Genomic DNA, 16,128 nt, shown 5'->3' with positions numbered 1-16,128 from the left:
TGCAAAACCCCATAACTCTTCTCTTGGTCAGCATTCCCTCTCTTGGTCGGCGTTCCCTTGCGACTGGCGTCGTCGCGGGGTCCGACCGCTTGCGCCTAACGGCGACGCGGGGTCTGACCGCAGTTTTCAAGGTGCAAACGCTACAGTTAAGTAGCTATAGGTTTTTAGAGCGGTTGAATACCTTTGCGCTGTTTCGAGCATAACATAAAGTCCCCCTTTTAGGGGGAGGCTTTAAACCCAATTTTTCGGTAAAGAAGAATTTTGTTTGTTCCGACTTCGAGTCTCCGTACCCAAAAAAATTATCTATAAGTAATGGGTAATGATCAACTTAAAAATCATCAATTACCCATTTGTTTTACTTTCCTGGCGGGAAGTCCCGCGCTGTAATATTCGATTCAGCGCCGTATGGGAGAGCTAGAACATGGTATACTGAGGGAGACAGGGGAAGGACATCATCTCTATATAAACTGCAACTCCGCGTGCGAGTTGAAAAATCCCGCGTTGTCACTCAAGCGAACGTCGGGAGTATGTCAAAGACCAGACATAACTTCTTTTGCTGCAGCTAAAGTTTTGTCAATATCTTCCTCTGTGTGAGCTAAAGAAGTAAAACCTGCCTCAAACTGAGAAGGAGCTAAATAAATTCCTCGCTCCAACATTCCACGATGGAACTTGCTAAACTTGCTCAAATCAGACTTTTTGGCATCATCATAATCGTGAACTGGGCCTTTATTGAAAAAGATACCAAACATTGCGCTAATATACCCACCACAAATAGGATTACCAGTTTCTTTACCAAGCTCTAACAATCCATCAGCAAGTCTTTTAGTAATTTTATCCAACTGTTCATAAGTACCTGGTTCCTTTAGTAACTCCAGAGTCTTAATACCAGCAGTCATAGCTAGAGGATTACCAGACAGAGTACCTGCTTGATACATTGGGCCTGCTGGAGCTACCATCGACATAATATCCTCGCGACCACCATAAGCTCCTACAGGCAAACCACCACCAATAATTTTACCTAAAGTTGTTAGGTCTGGAGTAACCTGAAATTTTTCCTGAGCACCACCATAAGCAATACGAAAGCCAGTCATAACTTCGTCAAACACCAGTAAAGCATCATTGTCCTTGGTAATCATCCGTAACCCTTCCAAGAAACCTGCATCTGGGGTAATAAATCCAGAGTTACCAACTACTGGTTCAAGGATCACACCAGAAATTTGGCCAGGGTTGTCAGCAAAAAGTTGCTTAACTGCTTCTAAGTCGTTGTAGGGAGCAGTTAAGGTATTGCTAGTAACAGACTTAGGGACTCCAGGAGAGTCTGGCAGACCCAGAGTTGCCACACCAGAACCAGCTTTAACAAGGAACATATCAGCGTGGCCATGATAACAACCTTCAAATTTTATGACTTTGTCTCTACCTGTAAAAGCTCTCATTAAACGCAGTACAGCCATACAAGCTTCTGTACCAGAATTGACAAAGCGGACCATTTCAATGCTAGGTACAGCATCAATAACCATTTCAGCCAAGATATTTTCTAAAGCACAGGGTGCGCCAAAGCTAGTGCCTTTTTCCAGAACTTCTTTGAGAGAATTTAATACATCTCGGTGAGCATGACCACAGATAGCTGGTCCCCAAGTACCAACATAGTCAATATATTGATTGCCATCAACATCCCAGATATATGCTCCCTTGACTCGATCAAATACAATTGGTTGGCCACCAACAGACTTAAATGCTCTGACCGGGGAACTTACTCCCCCAGGCATGAGTTTTTGGGCTGCTGCAAAAATTTCTTCAGATTTAGTTGTGTTGAGTGTAGTAACTACCAAGTTAATCTCCTTCATTTGTGTTTGTTTCAATCCCTACGGGGGATTTTATGTTATCACCAAATTAAAATAAACCTTATGTATATTTAGGTAATTGTATCATTGCCCTAGGGGCATATTTATAGTTAATCTTGGAGAATTATGAAGCTTTTTTTGACAATTTATTGATGGTATGATATGGGCGATAAAAAAATAAATTAAAACTTAAAATTAAATATTCAGAAAATACTTAGAAGATATCCTAGACTTCGAGTATACAAATAGATTTTTTTGGCAAATTATGTCTACCTCCGAACCAGTAGCTTTAAGTCAATCAATTCCAGTGGAGCAGGTTCGTTACAATGAACAAGGACTTGTGCCTGCTATTGTTCAAGATTATTTAGATGGTACAGTATTAATGATGGCCTGGATGAATCAGGAATCATTGCAAAAAACTCTAGAAACAGCACAAACTTGGTTTTGGAGTCGTTCTCGTCAGGAGTTTTGGCATAAAGGCGCAACTTCCGGTCATTTTCAGAATATTCAGTGGATACGCTACGACTGCGATAGTGATACTTTGTTAGTGGGAGTCGAACAGGTAGGAGATATTGCCTGCCATAAGGGAGAGAGGAGTTGTTTTCATCTGGTGGATGGGGAGGTTGTCAAGCCACCTGCGGATATGTTATCTCAGCTTTTTGATGTGATTTGCGATCGCCGCGACCATCCCCAGGAAAGTTCCTATACTTGTAAATTATTTGCTGGGGGAGATAATAAGATTCTAAAGAAAATTGGGGAAGAGTCAGCTGAGGTGGTAATGGCGTGTAAGGATGATGAGAAAGAGGCGATCGCTTCGGAAGTAGCAGATTTGTTTTACCATACTTTAGTTGCTCTAGCCCAGCATAATGTTGAATTGCGAGATGTATATCGGAAGTTGGATGAAAGGAGACCAAAAAATAAATACTATAAATAGGTAACTTGTTCAACAATTAATAGAGTTGTTGGGAAATAAAAATTGAACAATGCTCAAAAGCTTATTCTATAAAGTTTTCAGGATTATAGAACTGAAAAACACTATAAACTTTGACCAATAAGGGTTTTAGCCATTTTTTTAGCTTAATTCCCAACAACTCTAATAATTATTATGGCTTTGTTGCATGAAATTTGCGATCGCAACACTCCATCTTTGTGCAACAAAGCCGGCGATCAGAATTAACCTAGTTATTACTGGTATAATTTGGACTTCATGGATTTTACTTTGGCATGACAACGAAATTAAACAGCGAGATCCTTAAATTACAAAAATTTAAACTTCATTAACTTCGACTAATTAGTTATTAGTCAAAAATTCAATTAAACATACTTTTTTTCTAGTGCATATTTCACTAAGCTAGGAATTTCCGAAGGTCGTTTTGCTAATGGTATTTTAAATTCTTTAAAAGCTGCGATTTTACTCTTCATCTGATCGTGGAAATTATGTTTTCTCCTTGAGTTTCTAGCACTAATTAAACTACTAGCGTGACTATAATTTTGATTTATTGGAGCATAAATACCAGCAATATAAGCAACTACAGGTTTATCAATTGTTTCTGAAATATAAGAAGCTGCCATTTCCTCACTTGCACCACCAACTTCTCCTACTAAAACAATTAACTCTGTACGGTCATCCTCATCTAATATTTGTAACCACTGCAAAAAAGAAGAACCAACAATTGGATCGCAACCAATACTAACACAAATAGATTGACCAAATCTTGACTTTGTTAATTCCCAAGCTACTTCATAAGTAAGAGTATTGCTGCGACTAATAATTCCCACTGGGCCTGGAGTGTAAAACTGAGTTGGATGAGTGCCCAGCAGCAATTTATCCGGCACGATAATACCTGCACAGTTAGGTCCAACAATCAGAGTTTCTGTAGCCTCCGCTTTTCTCAATAACTGGACCATATCTAAAGGTGGCACTCCTTCTGTAACGATGACTATTTGTTTAATACCAGAAGCGATCGCCTCTAAACTAGCATCTAATACCCGATAAGCAGGCACAACTATCAAAGTGGTATCAATAATGCCCACTTTGGCCACTGCCTGTTCTACCAAACTAAATACAGGTATACCAGACCATTCTTGTCCCCCTTCCCCAGGACTAATACCTGCTACTACATTTGTTCCATAGGACTTCATCATTAAGGCTATTTGGGTAGATATTTTTTCTGTAAAACCCTGAACTATTACCTTACTATCTGGAGTTAAATTCATAATTCTTCAGCCCTTATTTGTATAGGCATTTATTGAGCAGGCCATCGTTATCAATCCTTATCAGTAAAAGGTTTTTATTTATTACTTTTAATGATATTCGAGTTCAAATTATATGTAATTTCCTTTCTGATTACCACTACTTAGCTAAAGAAACAGCTTGAGTAACTGCATCTTCTAAATTTTCTATTACCTCTACTGGTAGACCTAATAAACGTTCTTTAGCTATACTCACTTCACCTCCTAATAAACGCAGTATAAACATAATATTACCCTTACTCATAGTTTTTAAATTATTCAAATACTCATAAATTATAGTAATCAACTCATCACTTGTCTGAACTATACCTAGAAAATTCACTAATACTACTTTGACATTTTCCTTTTGACTAACTAAATCCAAAGCAGCAAACATTTTTATTCGTAAACTATCCTTGACCTCCAAATAATCACCCAATTTAATATTCAGAAAATTTGCTGGTTTTCCATTAGCTTCCATTACCAAATCAACAGTAGCCATTGTTAAACCTTCACCATTACATAAAATCCCGATATTTCCTTGTAATTCTGTAAACTTTAGTTGATAATCTGGAATAATTTTTTCATTAGCTACTGCATTGGTATTATTTGTAATTAATAAAGAATTTTTGTCTATTTTACTTACTTGTTTCTCTTGAATTTCATCATTATTCGTAATATTTTTGCCAACTAAATTTACTAATTCTAGATGACGACCTAGAGCACGATCGTTAACACTTACTTTACCATCTAAAGCCATTACTTCTCCTGTAGGACTCACACCTAGAGGATTAATTTCTACTAAATCTAAATCCTTTTCTATAAATAATTGATACATTTTCTCCACTATATGACTAACTAATTCTATCAGTTTTCCTTCGAGTCCAATTTTTACCATCAGACGACGTGCATAAAAAGGAGAAAATTGTTGATTAACAACTACCTGTTGCATCCTTGTCATTGCTGCTTCTGTATCAATACCTCCTTGTGCTGAACCGAGAAGTACAGGACGGCGTACTATTGGGTCTAAAACAACTGCTAGATATAATTCTTGATTAGCATTATATTTTGCTTCTGCCAATAAAACTTCTGGATACTCATCTTCTATCGGCAAATTAAAAATTGCCTGAGCTGCTGCCACAGCATCAATTGTATTTTCAACAAATTTAATTCCACCTAAGCTACTTCTTTCTCCAGCATGAACTTGAGATTTAAGTACGACTGGATAAGGTATTTTTAATTTTTTTAAATCTTTAGGATAATCTATTCTTTGAGATGGCAAAACAGGAATTCCCATCCCACTAAACAAAGCTTTGGCCTGATATTCTAATAAATCCATACTAATTTTAACGTTTAATTTTCTGAGGTTGATAATATGATTTTTTTTAAGTTATCTGAGTATTTATTTGATAATTTTTGCAGCTATTATGTTTGTGAATATACTTAATAGTTTGAATCAAATCTGATTTTTCTAAAATTATTAATTAATCATATTGCCGGAGCATAATTATTTCTTTTAAAACAGGGAATGCTCTATTTATTCCTGTTTGTTGATTGCGGGATTTGTATAATTCATTTTTATATATATTACTATTGGAAATAATTGAAATTAATTTAATATAAATTAATCAATTTATTAATCTATGATAATTTTAGCAATTCTAAATCTGAAAAATTGTTATACTTATAACTTTGAGTATTGCGATTTTAATTAAATTAGGACTTACGCACCTCAAGGTTTTTCCGTCCGAAGCGACTTATAGGGTTTGCGTAGCATTCCGGAACGGAAAGCAATCTCAAGTCCTAGTTTTTCGTACCTCATGGGTAAGTCCTGTAAATAACAGAAAATTTAGGTTTCACAGTTTAGAAATAGAATTGTTACATATTTCATCTGTGATACTTATCTATTAATGATACTTAGACATGATATATATTTCATCTGTGATACTTATCTATTAATGGTACTTAGACATTTTATGGTGGAAAAAATGACTGTTTGCGCAGCATGACCTAGGAAAACTCTTGAGAGTTAAGAATTTATATCTTTTTGACGTTAAACCCTCTGCCTATATATATTTTAGACTATTTTATAACTCTGTTTTGTTTAAGAAGTCCCATTAAAAACATTAGTAAGAGTCGATCTAACTTACCATCAAACTAAGTAACTGGATAATAGAGCAGGGAACAGGACAACAGCGGTGCAACCCCGCACCGGCGACAGACGCACCTAATAGCGTACCAAGATAGACCAAAGGCAACAGCGAGAAAAACATTTCCCTGTCTTACAGTTCATCATTAATCTCTACCTTTAGCAACTCGTTCCTTGCTATAACCTAAATTGGTGTTGGTGATTTGAGGTATGATATCATGTCCGGATCAGAACGCCATAGAACTCCGTTCCGCTGAGGCGAACAAAAAACTTTCTCCTTCTACTCCTGTTTACTTCTTCTTTCTTCCCTCCTGACTCCTGTAGGGGCGAACGGCCGAAATCTTGCGCATAACTATCGTTAACGCCCCTACTCCTGACTCCTAAGTAATTAAGATTAATATCATACACTAATTTACCAACGCCCCTAAATTTTTAACTTTCCCAATCCCCTTGATGAATTGTTTTTACCCATTTTAGTCGCTTAGGTAATATAGACATCCGGGTAATAGTAGCGCCCATCACTATAAACCAATGCAACATATAAAAAGTTCCTCCCACACTTTCTAAAAAAGTAAGTAGTATAGACAACGGATGTTCTTTCTCAGAAACAAAGTCCAACTTCCCTTCTTTAACGATACTCTTTTCTTGTTTCCTGGTTCGACGTAAACCGATAAACATTCCCAATACGGAAACTGTTACAGTAAACACAGTCAAAGGACTGGTGATGGGTAAACGACGCAAAATTATTGCCATCAGGAAATCAGGTACAGCAGCAACCGATATTAGATATTGTGTCACCAAAAATTGCCATAAATCCCAAGTCTTACCAAATTTCATTCGGTTACGCAAAATCAATTGCCAGTAGTCTAGATAACGCTGATATCCACCCTCTGCCCATCGGGAACGTTGATGCCACAAAGCTTTTGTGTTAGTTACCCCTTCCTCCATTACTGCTGGAAAACTGAGAAAATCTATATCCCATTGATTTAAGTGTAGGCGAATTGTTAAATCTAAATCATCAGTAATAGTCTGTTCATTCCACCCCCCACACTCTTCGAGGGCGTTCAAACGTACAAATTGGCCATTCCCCCTGAGTTCACCAACCCCACCAATTGCAATTCGTTGTTCCTGAAAGAAGCTATCTAGAGCCATTTCTCGTGATTGGCCTTTTGTCCAAAAATTTAGACCAGCATTGGCGATCGCTTTTCTAACTTGTACTGCTCCTACTTCTTCTCTGGCAAAAAGTGGTACTACCTTTCGGAGTAGATCTGGTGTTATCTCTGCATCTGCATCAAACACTCCTAAAATTTCTCCCCTAATCAAAGGTATAGCAGTATTGAGAGCGCCTGATTTACCTCCACTGGCATCTGGACTTCTCCTAATAACATTGAGTTGCTGATATTCTTTCGCCAACTGTTCTAACAACATAGGGGTTTGATCTGTGCTATTATCATCTATTACCCAAAGTTCGTAATTATTGGTTGGATAATCTAAAGTAAAGATATTTTTTACCAGTTTACTAATTACAGCTTCTTCATTTTTAGCTGCTACTAATAGAGAGACATAAGGCCAGTCGGTCGAATTTTCTTCTGATAGAGGTTTTGGAGGTAATTTTGGTTTAGCGAATAGTATTCTCAAAAGTTGAACTGATAGTAAACCTGTCAGACCTAAAATTACCCAATATCCCCAGGAAAGTAAGTGTAGGGCGATAGTAGTGGTCCAAATCAGAAATGACATAATTGCTGCTTTACGTCTACGACCATCGTAAATATTCTGATGACTATTTAACACTTCATTTTGTTGTTTTATTTGAGTCTGGTCTAAGCATTTCTGAGTTTCTGCTGCCTGATTATTTTGCTGTTCATTACAGAATTTATCGTTTTGATGAATTTGGGTTTCCTGATAATAATCGTTTTTGGGCCAATAACTGTTCGGCATAACTAAATTTATCTTAAATATCCGATCGCTAATAATTTTCTTATTTTTTAAGAGACTAACCTAATTCTGCCTGAAAAAACTATCTTAAATGCCAAAAGAGGACACCTGTTAAATTTTTCCCAAAAAAATACTCATTAAAATTAACGGGTGATGAATTTTGACCAAAAAAGAAATTGAGCTTTTTCCAATCCATGATAAGATTAGTAAATGATTTGTATCCAGTAATGTGGGCTGTCAAAAAAACAGACAGTACTTAGAAATCTAAATAGTTAAAGTATGTGGTTGGTAACTCGAAAACCTTAGTTACCGTAGAACTTTAAAAGAAATACAAACTAGATACTTTCAGGTAGGGTATACCTTCAACAATTAATAATTAATAATTAACAATTACCTCTCCTTGAAAACGGATAGGATTGACTCAAAGGAAATTTTTTTCTCTCTTGGTCTCATGGATATGGCTCCAAGGCCCGCTCTTATCAGAGCCGCTCCGAAGATAGCCATCCCACCCTACGGGAAAGCTACGAAGATCGACTGCTTGTTTCTCCTGATCAAGGAGAGGATTTTTACCTTAATTATTCGGTAATGAAAATGCTTGATGAGACGTACTGACGAGGATTAATCAGAATAATTTGATTAATCTAGTTAAGTGTATTTGAGCCAAGAATAGCTCATTATCATTTCTGATTTAACGGGTGAGTGTCAAAAATATGGTCTTTGTTCAGTGAAGAATGTAGAGAGTAGTTTGGCGAACAATTGCTGTACCACACCTAATATAAAGTTTTAGAGCTGATTTTTTATGTCAGCTAAAACATTTACTTCAATTAGCTTTTATACATTGACACTATAGTTACTTATAATATAATTTCCGGGGAATGGATATTAGGATAGTAGAGGATGTCAATTAATCAATTAAAGCCAGCCGAAAAAGGGGAAGTAGCAGTTTACACTCCCTATTACCCAGATAACAGACGTAAATACCTAGCTCATGCTATTAGTCTTTACAAGCAAAAAAGTATTGAAGGAGCTAGATATATTGAAGGAGGAGAGAATATACCTTTTGTTGTCACCTGGAATGTCTCTATATTACCAGCAGACATAACTCGTTGCAGAATGCAGTTTGATGGTAATCAAGAACTTAGTTATGATACAACAATGGCCACTTATGAATTTGTTGATTCTTTAATCGATGTATTGCTCATTTATCATCGTACTCGTAATGTAGATTTTTCTAAGAATTTCTATGGAAAACTGCTTCGCTATGAGTAACTAATCTTAAAATTTAATTCCTGATTGAAAGCTTACTCTAAAAATAATATTTTTGATTGCCAAAAAAAATTAATATTTTTCATCCAGAGAATTTGAAGATAAAATCCAAATAATATTGACCAAACTTTTTGGGTCAGAAGCCACCCCCTTTCTAGGGACAGCATTTTTATATTGTGATAAAATAAGTATAAATACTCACCTAAGCTGGCAGCAATATACACTCATTATAAGTTAAAATAGGGAATGAGCCAGCAACTGAAGGGTTATGGTAAAATCCAACTAAATGTCGCTCTCGGTATGCTGTCAAGCAAGTTCAGCGTCCATCCTTCGTAAAGGTGGCGTGGTGAGGATATCAAAAGTTTATTGATTGCGGGAGTGAGGGTGTGGCAAAATCTGGCAATTATTTGCTAATTGGATCGACCGAAGCTTACAGTGGCAAATCTACAATTACTTTAGGAGTAGCCCATAAGCTGCAACAGCAAGGGATAAGTATTGCTTATGGAAAACCCTTGGGAAACTCTTTAAATTCAGCATCTGTAGAAATTGATGCTGATGTACAGTTCATTACTGAAACTCTCAAGCTTTCAGAAAATAGTATTCGGCCAACTCTGTTCATGCTGGATGAAAGTACTATCACAAAGCGTTTGCTTGGAGAGGACAACACTGATTATCAAAAATCTCTAGCCCAATATCTACAGGTAGAAGGAGAAAATTTAGTTTTATTAGAAGGACCAAGTAATTTAGATGAGGGTAATCTATTTGAATTATCCTTAGTACAAGTTGCGGAAATTCTTAATGCTGCCGTAATTTTGGTGGCTCGTCCAAATTCAGGTTCCTATATAGACTCTTTACTTTCAGCTAAACAACGTTTGGGTAGTTCTCTGTTGGGTGTGGTTATTAATGATGTACCACTAGCAGCACAAGAAACAGTAACTACTTTAGTTAAACCTTTTCTAGAATCTAGAAACATTCCTGTATTAGGAGTATTGCCCAGAAGCAGTCTCTTACGCAGTGTCACAGTGGCAGAATTAGTTAAGCAATTAAACGCCCAGGTACTTTGTCGCCCTGACCGCCTGGATTTAATGGTAGAAAGCTTGACAATTGGCGCAATGAGTGTTAGTGCAGCGATTAAATATTTCCGGAAAGCTACAAATATGGCAGTAGTTACCGGAGGCGATCGCACAGATATTCAACTAGCAGCTTTAGAGACTTCTACCCATTGTCTCATTTTAACTGGGCAACTGCCTCCGGATGAGTTAGTGTTACGTCGTGCTGAGTATGTGGAAGTGCCTGTTTTGTCAGTGGACTATGATACTTTATCTACTGTGGAAATTATAGATAGAACTTTTGGTAGTGTCCGTCTACACGAACCTGTGAAAGTAGAATGTGTCAATAGGTTAATGGCCCAAGAGTTCGACTTTGAGTATTTGCTCAATCATTTTCAGCTAGGAGTAGATTAAATAATTAATAATTAATAATTAATAATTAATAATTAGGGTTTGCTGAAAAAGTCTTGTGGGTAAGGGTAGGAGTCAGGAGTCAGGAGTCAGGAGTCAGGAGTCAGGAGGAAAGGGGATTATAGAGGAGGTAGTTGGAAAAATTGAGGGACAATTTTTCTTCCATAATCATCGCAAAATACTAGCTTTTTGAGCTTTTTCCACAAAAAAGCTGGTACTTTTTTCAACCCAAAAATGCTAAAGCCAATATCAGTCAATACTTTCAGATTTAATCAGCAAGCCCTAATTAACAATTACCTCTCCTTTAAAACAGAATTGATTTACTAAGATAAGAGAATATTCCTGATATCAAGCCTCTTGCTTGACCTTTGTCATGCTGCGCAAACAGCAAGAGGTACACTGATAACTGATAACTGATAACTGTTAACTGAAATGACTCCAGGTACCGTGGAAACCCATTGGTATAACTTCTGGTAAGGCTAACCGACAAACAGGTTCGGCATCTAATTTGGAACTATCAAATATCCAGACCTCACTACAGTTGTGCTCACCGTCAAAAATAACAGTTAATACCCATCCTTTCTGATCATCTTCAGCATCAGGAGCATAGATAGGTTCCATAGGATAGCAATTGGGCCTTAAATTGGTGGTAGTAAGGGTATTTTTGTGATGGTCGAAACAGGCGATCGCCCCAAACATTTCTTGACTAATATCTATTCCTGGTTTATGTACTGCCAAATAACTAAAGCGAGATGGTTTTCCAACTTCAGCAGGAGCAACAGTAGGAAACTCACAGGGAATATCTAATAATTTATCACTTTCAATGATACTACCAGATTTAGGGTCTAGACGTATCTGCCAGAATATCCCATGAGCAGGAGTATGGGTTTGGCCAGTAGGTACTTCTTGAAGGTACTTATTTGTTTGGTTAAAATCTGCATAGCGAATTAAGTAAACTAATATTGTGCCATCTGAGTCTACATAACTATTGCCAAAGTGCCACTGGAACCAGGGTTCTGTTTCTTGACGACTAATAAGTTGTAGAGATGAGCGATCGACCAGTAAAATCTGTGTTCCTAGCTCTGGTTGCCAGGTTAAAGCATCACTAAAGCTTTTTATCTTTGTAAAAGCTGGCAGTAGTTTTAAACGTACTGGTGAAATAAAAAATATTAGATATGGACCTGCTAAAACAAAATCGTGAATTAGAGGGACGCCAGATATAGGAATCAGACCTTTTTGCTGAATTTTTCCAGTACTATCACTGCGATAGATATTGAGCGAGCTATTTAGTCCAGGAGTTACTCCAAAGTTATAGATGTCACCTGTGGCACTATCTATTTTAGGATGAGCTGAATAGCTTTGATGATTTTCTAAGCCTCCTAAATCTTCTAGTCCCAAAGTTGCCAAAGTTTCCAAATTGAGAGTGTGGGGATGTCCACCTTCCCATAGGGCTAAAAGACGGTCTGGCAAAGCCAAAACTGAGGTATTAGCAGCATTTTTTATTGGTTGAGTGAGCTTATCCCACAGATTTCCTGGAGGGTTCATTCCATAGCCACCAAAAATAAATTTTTCTTTTTCTGTCTCAAGCTGATACCCTGCTGTTTGCACATAACGATAAGTAGCCCAAGGTTCTTGATTTTCTAGAAAAGAAGAATTAAAATGCACTGCTAGAATTGCACCATCTCCATCAAACCAATGTCCTACTTGCTGTTGATTCCGTGATAGTCTAGCAGGACCATTTCTATATAAACAACCTCTCAGTCCAGAGGGGACAACACCAGAAATAATTGGTAGGGTAGTAGGTGGGAATTCTTGAGCTGGTTGAGTAAAAGCCTTTGCCCATGCTGGAGTTTTGAACGATCTATTTTTAACGATCAATTGTTATTTTTCCTACAGATTGATGTACAAAAATATATTTAATTGTTATAATCCTCTAGGCAATTTTATTACAGTAGATAAAATCTTTGAGTCAATCAATTGATATTCCCAAGGTAGATGATTTTTTAGAGGAACTTTTAGCAATCCAACAAACAGGTTCTAAACGAATTGCTATTTTGGGTTCTCGTCATGTTCCTATTACTCATCAACAATTAATTGAGTTGTTAAGTTATGCCTTGGTTTTAGGATCTAATCATGTTATTACATCAGGGGCAACAGGTACTAATTTAGCAGTAGTTCGGGGGGCAATGAGAGCCGATCCTAACTTAGTTACTGTTATTTTACCTCAAAGTATGAAACGGCAGCCAAGAGAATCTCGCCAAGAATTGGATAAGGTTATTCATTTAGTGGAAAATCCTAAAAACGATCAATTATCTTTAGCTGAAGCAAGCTCTATATGTAATCAGGAAATTATTTCTCGATGCCAACAGCTTATTTGCTTTGCTTTTCACGAAAGTAATACTCTTTTGAAGACTTGTCAAGATGCAGAAGAACAACGTAAAGTAGTAACTCTGTTCTATCTAGATTAATATAACAAAAAAAATGAGTTTGTTGGAGTTACCAGCATCATCGATATTACTAGATTGCATAGTAATAGGAGTAGTGCTAGTCTACGCACCTTTTTTAGTAGTGGCCTACGGTCGTGTTAAAGTAGGCTATGACCTAGGTGCGCCCAGAGCTATGTTTGAAAAATTGCCTGATTATGCTAAGAGGGCAACTTGGGCACATCAAAATTCTTTTGAGACTTTTATTGTGTTTACAGCAGCTTCTTTGATGGCATATTTAACACAACAAGATTCTATTTGGGCAATAGGAGCAGCAGTTGCTTTTGTCGTTGGGCGATTTTTTTATTCGATATTTTATATTTTGAATGTGCCTATTGGGCGATCGCTAATGTTTGTTGTTAGCTCTTCTGGTAGTGCTATTTTATTTATTCTCAGTTTGATTAGTATTAATAATTTTTAATCCCATGTCCCAATAATTCCCCATCCCTCTATAGGGTGGGGATGAATTGCGACCAGTGGATAATCTGTAGGAGCCAACACTTTCAGCTTTTCTTGTGCCATAATAATTTATTGTCAACCTGAGTTTTTCTGCCCTATTTTGTACAGAGCCATCAAAGTCAGAATATACCCATCATTAGAACAATCCCAAAAACTAACTCAAGTCATGGGGTGTACTAGATGGTGGTGGAATTATGCCTTAAACCTGTGCAATGAAACTTATCAACAAACAGGCAAAGGATTAAGCCAAGTTGCTCTAAATCAAGTTTTGCCCAAACTAAAAAAGTCACAAGAAACTGCATGGTTGAAAGAATGTTATTCTCAAGTTTTGCAGTCAACAACCCTGAATCTAACCAAGGCATTTAAGAACTTTTTTGAAAAAAGGGCTAAGTATCCTAGATTCAAGTCCTATCACGGTAGACAATCAGCACAATATCCCCAAAACACATCTGTAGTTGACAATGGAGTAAAAATCCCTCAAGTAGGAGTAATTAAAGCCTCAATTCATAGATTATTTGACGGTCAATTAAAAACTGTAACTATAACTAAAACACCTACCCGAAAGTATTATGCCTCATTATTGTTCGACACTGAACAACAAACTCCGGAAGTGGTGTTAACAGGTAAGGTTGTTGGTATCGATCTGGGATTAAAAGATTTTTGTATCACCCATGATGGTAGTAAAACTGCAAAATATGCTAACCCGAAATACCATCAAAAACATCAGAAAAACTTAGCTAGAAAACAAGCTAAATTAGCTCGTAAGAAAAAAGGAAGTATTTCAAGACAAAAAGCTCGTCAGCTAGTGGCTAGAATTCACGAACGTATTAGCAATGCCCGTCAAGACTTTCTACATAAATTATCCAGAAAAATCGTCAATGATAATCAGGTAGTGGTCGTTGAGAATTTGAATATCAAGGGTATGGTTTGTAATCATAAGCTAGCTAAAGCAATATCTGATGTGGGATGGGGAATATTTGTCAATTTCCTTGACTATAAACTACAACAAAAAGGAGGTTTGTTAATAGAAATTGACAGATGGTTTCCTAGTTCTAAAACTTGCTGTAATTGTCTTTACCAAATGTCAGAAATGCCATTAGATGTGAGAGAATGGACTTGTCCTAGTTGTGGCACACATCACGATAGGGATGAAAATGCCAGTAAGAACATAAGAACAGAAGGCATCAGACAATTATCGGTCTTGGGAACCAGGACTGCTGCTGAAGGAGGGGAAGTAAGACCAAAAGGTGGGCATAAGTCAGTCTTGAGGCATTCCCCTGTGAGTTCAGAAGCCCCAACTTCAGCATAGCAAGTTGGGGTAGTTCACTCTATGATTCTGGCTTAATGTAGGATCTTCTCTGTTTCTCAATTAAAATTGAAATGTAATACTATTTGTTGTTGGTATTAGGAAAAAAATTTCTAATACCAAGACCTGAAATATAAACGATATAAAGAGTTTTTTTTCAATCAAAAATCTCAAATTAATTCATGGTATAGCAAAAGGAACAAGGAAGAAGAAAGAAGGAAAAGTATTAATTTGTCTGAGTTTTAAACTTTTTAACTGTCCTAACCTTTTCTGCCACTGCTATATTAATGTAGTTAAATTTTTCATAGTTAAAGTTAAACAAAAGTAATATATTATATTGAATAATTATGGCATCTACATCATCTTTTGATATAGTCAGCGATTTTGATAGACAAGAATTAGTTAATTCTATAGACCAAGCAGAGCGAGAAATAAAAGCTCGTTATGATTTGAAGGATTCTAATACGACATTAGAATTGGCAGAAGATACAATTACTATTAATACCAGTAGTCAATTTGCTTTAGATGCAGTTCATACTGTTTTACAAACTAAAGCAGCAAAACGTAATTTATCGTTAAAGATATTTGATTTTGGTAAGGTAGAATCTGCTAGTGGCGGTAGAGTTAGGCAAGAAGTTAAATTGCAAAAAGGTCTTACTCAAGAAATTTCTAAAAAAATAACTAAGTTGATTAAAGATGAATTTAAGAAAGTACAAGCATCTATTCAGGGTGATTCTGTCAGAATTTCTGCTAAGTCTAAAGATGATTTACAAGCAGTAATGCAAAGGTTAAAAGAAGAAGATTTACCTGTGCCATTACAATTTACAAATTATCGTTAATTTAGATAGCAGAAGGAAGAAGGAAGAAGGAAGAAGGAAGAAGGAATAAGAAAAAGTATTACGTTGTCTGAGTTTTAAGCTTTTGATCTGTCCTAGCCTTTGCTTCTACTGCTATAACAATTTACCTTAATTTCTATGGAATATCTCGAGTAATATCC

At 36.7% G+C, this 16,128-nt stretch carries 12 protein-coding genes; 7 read left to right on the top strand and 5 right to left on the bottom strand.

What is annotated here, in order from left to right; all coding sequences use genetic code 11:
* Positions 1-530: 530 nt before the first annotated feature.
* Positions 531-1,829, bottom strand: coding sequence for a glutamate-1-semialdehyde 2,1-aminomutase (gene hemL / locus F6K15_RS09345; protein ID WP_293060194.1), 1,299 nt, complete (start codon positions 1,827-1,829; stop codon positions 531-533).
* Positions 1,830-2,106: 277 nt separating this feature from the next.
* Here hemL and hisIE point away from each other — a divergent pair, with 277 nt between their 5' ends.
* Positions 2,107-2,775, top strand: coding sequence for a bifunctional phosphoribosyl-AMP cyclohydrolase/phosphoribosyl-ATP diphosphatase HisIE (gene hisIE, locus F6K15_RS09340; protein ID WP_293060164.1), 669 nt, complete (start codon positions 2,107-2,109; stop codon positions 2,773-2,775).
* Between the two features lie 380 nt (positions 2,776-3,155).
* Here the strand turns inward: hisIE and F6K15_RS09335 are convergent, their stop codons facing one another.
* The 3 genes from F6K15_RS09335 to F6K15_RS09325 form a co-directional block, all read right to left on the bottom strand.
* A complete protein-coding gene (locus F6K15_RS09335) occupies positions 3,156-4,058 on the bottom strand; it encodes a CoA-binding protein (RefSeq protein ID WP_293060161.1) in 903 nt (300 codons plus the stop codon).
* 136 nt (positions 4,059-4,194) lie between these two features.
* Positions 4,195-5,412, bottom strand: coding sequence for a succinate--CoA ligase subunit beta (locus F6K15_RS09330; RefSeq protein ID WP_293060159.1), 1,218 nt, complete (start codon positions 5,410-5,412; stop codon positions 4,195-4,197).
* 1,242 nt (positions 5,413-6,654) lie between these two features.
* Positions 6,655-8,160 carry a glycosyltransferase family 2 protein gene (locus F6K15_RS09325; protein WP_293060157.1) on the bottom strand — a complete coding sequence of 502 codons (1,506 nt, stop codon included), beginning with the start codon at positions 8,158-8,160 and terminating at the stop codon, positions 6,655-6,657.
* A gap of 894 nt (positions 8,161-9,054) precedes the next feature.
* On the opposite strand from F6K15_RS09325, the gene ebsA reads away from it, so the two are divergent.
* Positions 9,055-9,426: a type IV pilus biogenesis protein EbsA gene (ebsA, locus tag F6K15_RS09320; RefSeq protein ID WP_293060154.1), complete on the top strand. Its 372-nt coding sequence runs from the start codon at positions 9,055-9,057 to the stop codon at positions 9,424-9,426.
* Between the two features lie 383 nt (positions 9,427-9,809).
* The gene (locus F6K15_RS09315; RefSeq protein WP_293060151.1) at positions 9,810-10,886 is read left to right on the top strand and encodes a phosphotransacetylase family protein; all 1,077 of its coding nucleotides are present in this window, start codon (positions 9,810-9,812) and stop codon (positions 10,884-10,886) included.
* A gap of 420 nt (positions 10,887-11,306) precedes the next feature.
* Here the strand turns inward: F6K15_RS09315 and F6K15_RS09310 are convergent, their stop codons facing one another.
* Positions 11,307-12,761 carry a carotenoid oxygenase family protein gene (locus F6K15_RS09310; protein ID WP_293060149.1) on the bottom strand — a complete coding sequence of 485 codons (1,455 nt, stop codon included), beginning with the start codon at positions 12,759-12,761 and terminating at the stop codon, positions 11,307-11,309.
* An 86-nt stretch (positions 12,762-12,847) separates the two neighbouring features.
* On the opposite strand from F6K15_RS09310, the gene F6K15_RS09305 reads away from it, so the two are divergent.
* From F6K15_RS09305 to F6K15_RS09290, 4 genes are all read left to right on the top strand, one after another.
* Positions 12,848-13,351, top strand: coding sequence for a DNA recombination-mediator protein A (locus F6K15_RS09305; protein ID WP_293060146.1), 504 nt, complete (start codon positions 12,848-12,850; stop codon positions 13,349-13,351).
* A 13-nt stretch (positions 13,352-13,364) separates the two neighbouring features.
* On the top strand, positions 13,365-13,787 hold the full coding sequence (locus F6K15_RS09300; RefSeq protein ID WP_293060143.1) for an MAPEG family protein: 423 nt from the start codon (positions 13,365-13,367) through the stop codon (positions 13,785-13,787).
* A gap of 135 nt (positions 13,788-13,922) precedes the next feature.
* Entirely contained in the window at positions 13,923-15,134 is a 1,212-nt protein-coding gene (locus tag F6K15_RS09295; RefSeq protein ID WP_293060191.1) for an RNA-guided endonuclease TnpB family protein, read from the top strand.
* A 344-nt stretch (positions 15,135-15,478) separates the two neighbouring features.
* Positions 15,479-15,970, top strand: coding sequence for a YajQ family cyclic di-GMP-binding protein (locus tag F6K15_RS09290; protein ID WP_287276035.1), 492 nt, complete (start codon positions 15,479-15,481; stop codon positions 15,968-15,970).
* Positions 15,971-16,128 lie beyond the last annotated feature (158 nt).

It is taken from the genome of Okeania sp. SIO2B3 (genome assembly GCF_010672525.1).
In the GTDB taxonomy this organism is placed as follows: Bacteria; Cyanobacteriota; Cyanobacteriia; order Cyanobacteriales; family Microcoleaceae; genus Okeania.
Note: the sequence above shows the minus strand (reverse complement) of the source record. Positions and strands in the feature narration are given on the sequence as shown.

Excerpts from the sequence above, each read along its gene's own strand:
- hisIE (WP_293060164.1), top strand. The coding sequence starts at position 2,107 with ATGTCTACCTCCGAACCAGTAGCTTTAAGTCAATCAATTCCAGTGGAG.
- F6K15_RS09335 (WP_293060161.1), bottom strand. The coding sequence starts at position 4,058 with ATGAATTTAACTCCAGATAGTAAGGTAATAGTTCAGGGTTTTACAGAA.
- F6K15_RS09330 (WP_293060159.1), bottom strand. The coding sequence starts at position 5,412 with ATGGATTTATTAGAATATCAGGCCAAAGCTTTGTTTAGTGGGATGGGA.
- F6K15_RS09325 (WP_293060157.1), bottom strand. The coding sequence starts at position 8,160 with ATGCCGAACAGTTATTGGCCCAAAAACGATTATTATCAGGAAACCCAA.
- ebsA (WP_293060154.1), top strand. The coding sequence starts at position 9,055 with ATGTCAATTAATCAATTAAAGCCAGCCGAAAAAGGGGAAGTAGCAGTT.
- F6K15_RS09300 (WP_293060143.1), top strand. The coding sequence starts at position 13,365 with ATGAGTTTGTTGGAGTTACCAGCATCATCGATATTACTAGATTGCATA.
- F6K15_RS09290 (WP_287276035.1), top strand. The coding sequence starts at position 15,479 with ATGGCATCTACATCATCTTTTGATATAGTCAGCGATTTTGATAGACAA.